Annotated in this window: 3 rRNA genes; all 3 read left to right on the top strand. The window is 55.6% G+C overall.

What is annotated here, in order from left to right:
• Nucleotides 1-99: 99 nt before the first annotated feature.
• Nucleotides 100-1,621, top strand: a 16S ribosomal RNA gene (locus tag DEJ05_RS17720).
• Nucleotides 1,622-2,054: 433 nt separating this feature from the next.
• A 23S ribosomal RNA gene (locus tag DEJ05_RS17715) occupies nucleotides 2,055-5,182 on the top strand.
• Nucleotides 5,183-5,334: 152 nt separating this feature from the next.
• A 5S ribosomal RNA gene (gene rrf / locus DEJ05_RS17710) occupies nucleotides 5,335-5,451 on the top strand.
• Together the 16S, 23S and 5S rRNA genes form the textbook arrangement of a ribosomal RNA operon.
• The last annotated feature ends 8 nt before the right edge of the window (nucleotides 5,452-5,459 follow it).

The following is a 5,459-nucleotide window of genomic DNA, read 5'->3' as shown; positions in this document are numbered from 1 at the left end:
GGTCATGAAGCAATTCCTTTTGGATTGAAGATTGTCAGTAGACAGTCAACAGTCAGAATCAACTCGGTCTGATGCCTTCGGGTGTTGGGTCTGTATTTTTTTACGGAGAGTTTGATCCTGGCTCAGGACGAACGCTGGCGGCGTGCTTAACACATGCAAGTCGAACGATGATGCCCAGCTTGCTGGGTGGATTAGTGGCGAACGGGTGAGTAACACGTGAGTAACCTGCCCCTGACTCTGGGATAAGCGTTGGAAACGACGTCTAATACTGGATATGATCACTGGCCGCATGGTCTGGTGGTGGAAAGATTTTTTGGTTGGGGATGGACTCGCGGCCTATCAGCTTGTTGGTGAGGTAATGGCTCACCAAGGCGACGACGGGTAGCCGGCCTGAGAGGGTGACCGGCCACACTGGGACTGAGACACGGCCCAGACTCCTACGGGAGGCAGCAGTGGGGAATATTGCACAATGGGCGAAAGCCTGATGCAGCAACGCCGCGTGAGGGATGACGGCCTTCGGGTTGTAAACCTCTTTTAGTAGGGAAGAAGCGAAAGTGACGGTACCTGCAGAAAAAGCACCGGCTAACTACGTGCCAGCAGCCGCGGTAATACGTAGGGTGCAAGCGTTGTCCGGAATTATTGGGCGTAAAGAGCTCGTAGGCGGTTTGTCGCGTCTGCTGTGAAATCCCGAGGCTCAACCTCGGGCTTGCAGTGGGTACGGGCAGACTAGAGTGCGGTAGGGGAGATTGGAATTCCTGGTGTAGCGGTGGAATGCGCAGATATCAGGAGGAACACCGATGGCGAAGGCAGATCTCTGGGCCGTAACTGACGCTGAGGAGCGAAAGCATGGGGAGCGAACAGGATTAGATACCCTGGTAGTCCATGCCGTAAACGTTGGGCGCTAGATGTAGGGACCTTTCCACGGTTTCTGTGTCGTAGCTAACGCATTAAGCGCCCCGCCTGGGGAGTACGGCCGCAAGGCTAAAACTCAAAGGAATTGACGGGGGCCCGCACAAGCGGCGGAGCATGCGGATTAATTCGATGCAACGCGAAGAACCTTACCAAGGCTTGACATACACCGGAAACGGCCAGAGATGGTCGCCCCCTTGTGGTCGGTGTACAGGTGGTGCATGGTTGTCGTCAGCTCGTGTCGTGAGATGTTGGGTTAAGTCCCGCAACGAGCGCAACCCTCGTTCTATGTTGCCAGCGGGTTATGCCGGGGACTCATAGGAGACTGCCGGGGTCAACTCGGAGGAAGGTGGGGATGACGTCAAATCATCATGCCCCTTATGTCTTGGGCTTCACGCATGCTACAATGGCCGGTACAAAGGGCTGCGATACCGTAAGGTGGAGCGAATCCCAAAAAGCCGGTCTCAGTTCGGATTGAGGTCTGCAACTCGACCTCATGAAGTCGGAGTCGCTAGTAATCGCAGATCAGCAACGCTGCGGTGAATACGTTCCCGGGCCTTGTACACACCGCCCGTCAAGTCATGAAAGTCGGTAACACCCGAAGCCGGTGGCCTAACCCTTGTGGAAGGAGCCGTCGAAGGTGGGATCGGTGATTAGGACTAAGTCGTAACAAGGTAGCCGTACCGGAAGGTGCGGCTGGATCACCTCCTTTCTAAGGAGCATCTGGTCAGTGCTGGTCGCCCATCATGGGTGGTTGGTTGCTGGTCCAGGCGCCTGTTTCGGACCGAACGTGTCCGACGGGTAGCTCATGGGTGGAACATTGACAGTGCAGTTGGGAGTGATGCTTCCGACCTCAGTACGCTCTGCTTGCAGGGTTGGGACGGGTCGTGGGTGGAACTGCTGGCTGGTGCACGTTGTTGGGTCCTGAGGGACCAGGCTTCCTACTGTCACGTGAGTGGTGGTGGGGGTTGGGCCTACGGGTCCTTCGTCGGGCCAGGGTGAACCTACTGTTGTGGTGGGGGAGTGCTGGTGCCGATCGTATGTTGAGAACTACACAGTGGACGCGAGCATCTTTGATTCGCGTCATCCATGACCAGCCTTCGGGCTGCTGATTGGTGACGTTGGATCGCAATTTTAATCTTTGTGGTCAAGTTTCTAAGAGCAAACGGTGGATGCCTTGGCATCTGGAGCCGATGAAGGACGTAGAAATCTGCGATAAGCCTCGGGGAGCTGATAATCGAGCCTCGATCCGAGGATTTCCGAATGGGGAAACCCCGCCAGGCGTTTTGCGACCTGGTGACTCCCGCCTGAATATATAGGGCGGGTAGAGGGAACGTGGGGAAGTGAAACATCTCAGTACCCACAGGAAGAGAAAACAACATGTGATTCCGTGAGTAGTGGCGAGCGAAAGCGGATGAGGCTAAACCGATCATGTGTGATAGCCGGCGGGCGTTGCATGGTCGGGGTTGTGGGACACGTCACTCAGTTCTGCCGGACTGGGACGGTTACAGCGCATCATAGTCGAACCGGTTTGAAAGCCGGGCCGTAGTGGGTGCCAGCCCCGTAGACGAAATGGTGTTATGGCCGGATGTGTATCCCAAGTAGCACGGGGCCCGAGAAATCCCGTGTGAATCTGTCAGGACCACCTGATAAGCCTAAATACTCCCAGATGACCGATAGCGGACAAGTACCGTGAGGGAAAGGTGAAAAGTACCCCGGGAGGGGAGTGAAATAGTACCTGAAACCGTTTGCTTACAAACCGTCGGAGCCTCCTTAGTAGGGGTGACGGCGTGCCTTTTGAAGAATGAGCCTGCGAGTTAGTGATATGTGGCGAGGTTAACCCGTGAGGGGCAGCCGTAGCGAAAGCGAGTCTGAATAGGGCGTTTGAGTCGCATGTTCTAGACCCGAAGCGAAGTGATCTATCCATGGCCAGGTTGAAGCGACGGTAAGACGTCGTGGAGGACCGAACCCACTTCAGTTGAAAATGGAGGGGATGAGCTGTGGATAGGGGTGAAAGGCCAATCAAACTTCGTGATAGCTGGTTCTCTCCGAAATGCATTTAGGTGCAGCGTTGCGTGTTTCTCGCCGGAGGTAGAGCTACTGGATGGCCGATGGGCCTCAACAGGTTACTGACGTCAGCCAAACTCCGAATGCCGGTGAGTGAGAGCGCAGCAGTGAGACGGTGGGGGATAAGCTTCATCGTCGAGAGGGAAACAACCCAGACTACCAACTAAGGTCCCTAAGCGTGTGCTAAGTGGGAAAGGATGTGGAGTTGCACAGACAACCAGGAGGTTGGCTTAGAAGCAGCCACCCTTGAAAGAGTGCGTAATAGCTCACTGGTCAAGTGATTCCGCGCCGACAATGTAACGGGGCTCAAGCACACCACCGAAGTTGTAGATTTCGCACTATAGACAAGCCTTCGTGGTTCAGTCGTGCGGAGTGGTAGGAGAGCGTCGTGTGGCGAGTGAAGCGGCGGAGTGATCCAGCCGTGGACGCTACACGAGTGAGAATGCAGGCATGAGTAGCGAAAGACGGGTGAGAAACCCGTCCTCCGAAAGACCAAGGGTTCCAGGGCCAGGTTAATCCGCCCTGGGTAAGTCGGGACCTAAGGCGAGGCCGACAGGCGTAGTCGATGGACAACGGGTTGATATTCCCGTACCGGCGAACAACCGCCCAAGCTAATCCAGTGGTGCTAAGAGTCCTAACCCGGTACAACCGGATCCCTTCGGGGTGATGGTGGCCGGTCTAACGCTCGACCCCATGCTGGTGCGGTTAGCGTATGAACAGGTGTGACGCAGGAAGGTAGCTGAGCCAGGCGATGGTATCCGTAAGGTGAACCTGGTGTAAGGATGTAGGGCTGACGATAGGCAAATCCGTCGTCTGTGTGCCTGAGATCCGACGCGTACCCGTAAGGGGAAATCAGTGATCCTATGCTGCCGAGAAAAGCATCGACGCGAGGTTGCAGCCGCCCGTACCCGAAACCGACTCAGGTGGTCAGGTAGAGAATACCAAGGAGATCGAGAGAATCGTGGTTAAGGAACTCGGCAAAATGCCCCCGTAACTTCGGGAGAAGGGGGGCCGGACACGTGACCGGATTTACTCCGTGAGCGTTGAAGGCCGCAGAGACCAGTGGGAAGCGACTGTTTACTAAAAACACAGGTCCGTGCGAAGTCGCAAGACGATGTATACGGACTGACGCCTGCCCGGTGCTGGAAGGTTAAGAGGAAGGGTTAGCCTTTGGGCGAAGCTCTGAATTTAAGCCCCAGTAAACGGCGGTGGTAACTATAACCATCCTAAGGTAGCGAAATTCCTTGTCGGGTAAGTTCCGACCTGCACGAATGGCGTAACGACTTCCCAGCTGTCTCAACCGCGAACTCGGCGAAATTGCACTACGAGTAAAGATGCTCGTTACGCGCAGCAGGACGGAAAGACCCCGTGACCTTTACTACAGTTTGGTATTGGTGTTCGGAGTGGCTTGTGTAGGATAGGTGGGAGACTGTGAAGCGGGCACGCTAGTGTTCGTGGAGTCATTGTTGAAATACCACTCTGGTCACTTTGGATGTCTAACGTAGGACCCTGATCGGGTTCATGGACAGTGCCTGATGGGTAGTTTAACTGGGGCGGTTGCCTCCCAAAGAGTAACGGAGGCGCCCAAAGGTTCCCTCAACCTGGTTGGCAATCAGGTGGCGAGTGTAAGTGCACAAGGGAGCTTGACTGTGAGACTGACAGGTCGAGCAGGGACGAAAGTCGGGACTAGTGATCCGGCAGTGGCTTGTGGAAGCGCTGTCGCTCAACGGATAAAAGGTACCTCGGGGATAACAGGCTGATCTTGCCCAAGAGTCCATATCGACGGCATGGTTTGGCACCTCGATGTCGGCTCGTCGCATCCTGGGGCTGGAGTAGGTCCCAAGGGTTGGGCTGTTCGCCCATTAAAGCGGTACGCGAGCTGGGTTTAGAACGTCGTGAGACAGTTCGGTCCCTATCCGCTGCGCGCGTTGGAAATTTGAGAAGATCTATCCCTAGTACGAGAGGACCGGGATGGACGAACCTCTGGTGTGTCAGTTGTTCTGCCAAGGGCACCGCTGATTAGCTACGTTCGGACCGGATAACCGCTGAAAGCATCTAAGCGGGAAGCCGTCTTCGAGATGAGATTTCCATGCACCTTGAGTGTGAGAGGCTCCCAGCAGACTACTGGGTTGATAGGCCGGATGTGGAAGCGGGGACTAACGACCCGTGGAGCTGACCGGTACTAATAAGCCGAAGACTTGATAACACACTGATTTCCGTGCACTTGTTGCACGGGCTCGCGTCCACTTTGTGGTTCCCGACAGACGATCGGGAATCGAAACTGAATACACCGCTCTGCCCTCTTCACGGGGGGCAGCAGCTGGGACAGCTTTGAGACCAGATCATGGTCGAAGGTGTTCCGGTGGTCATAGCGAGAGGGAAACGCCCGGTCACATTCCGAACCCGGAAGCTAAGCCTCTCAGCGCCGATGGTACTGCAAGGGGGACCTTGTGGGAGAGTAGGACGCCGCCGGACTTAACGTA

Source organism: Curtobacterium sp. MCLR17_045, assembly GCF_003234405.1.
Lineage (GTDB): Bacteria > Actinomycetota > Actinomycetes > Actinomycetales > Microbacteriaceae > Curtobacterium > Curtobacterium flaccumfaciens.
This window is presented reverse-complemented; position numbering and strand designations above follow the sequence as displayed.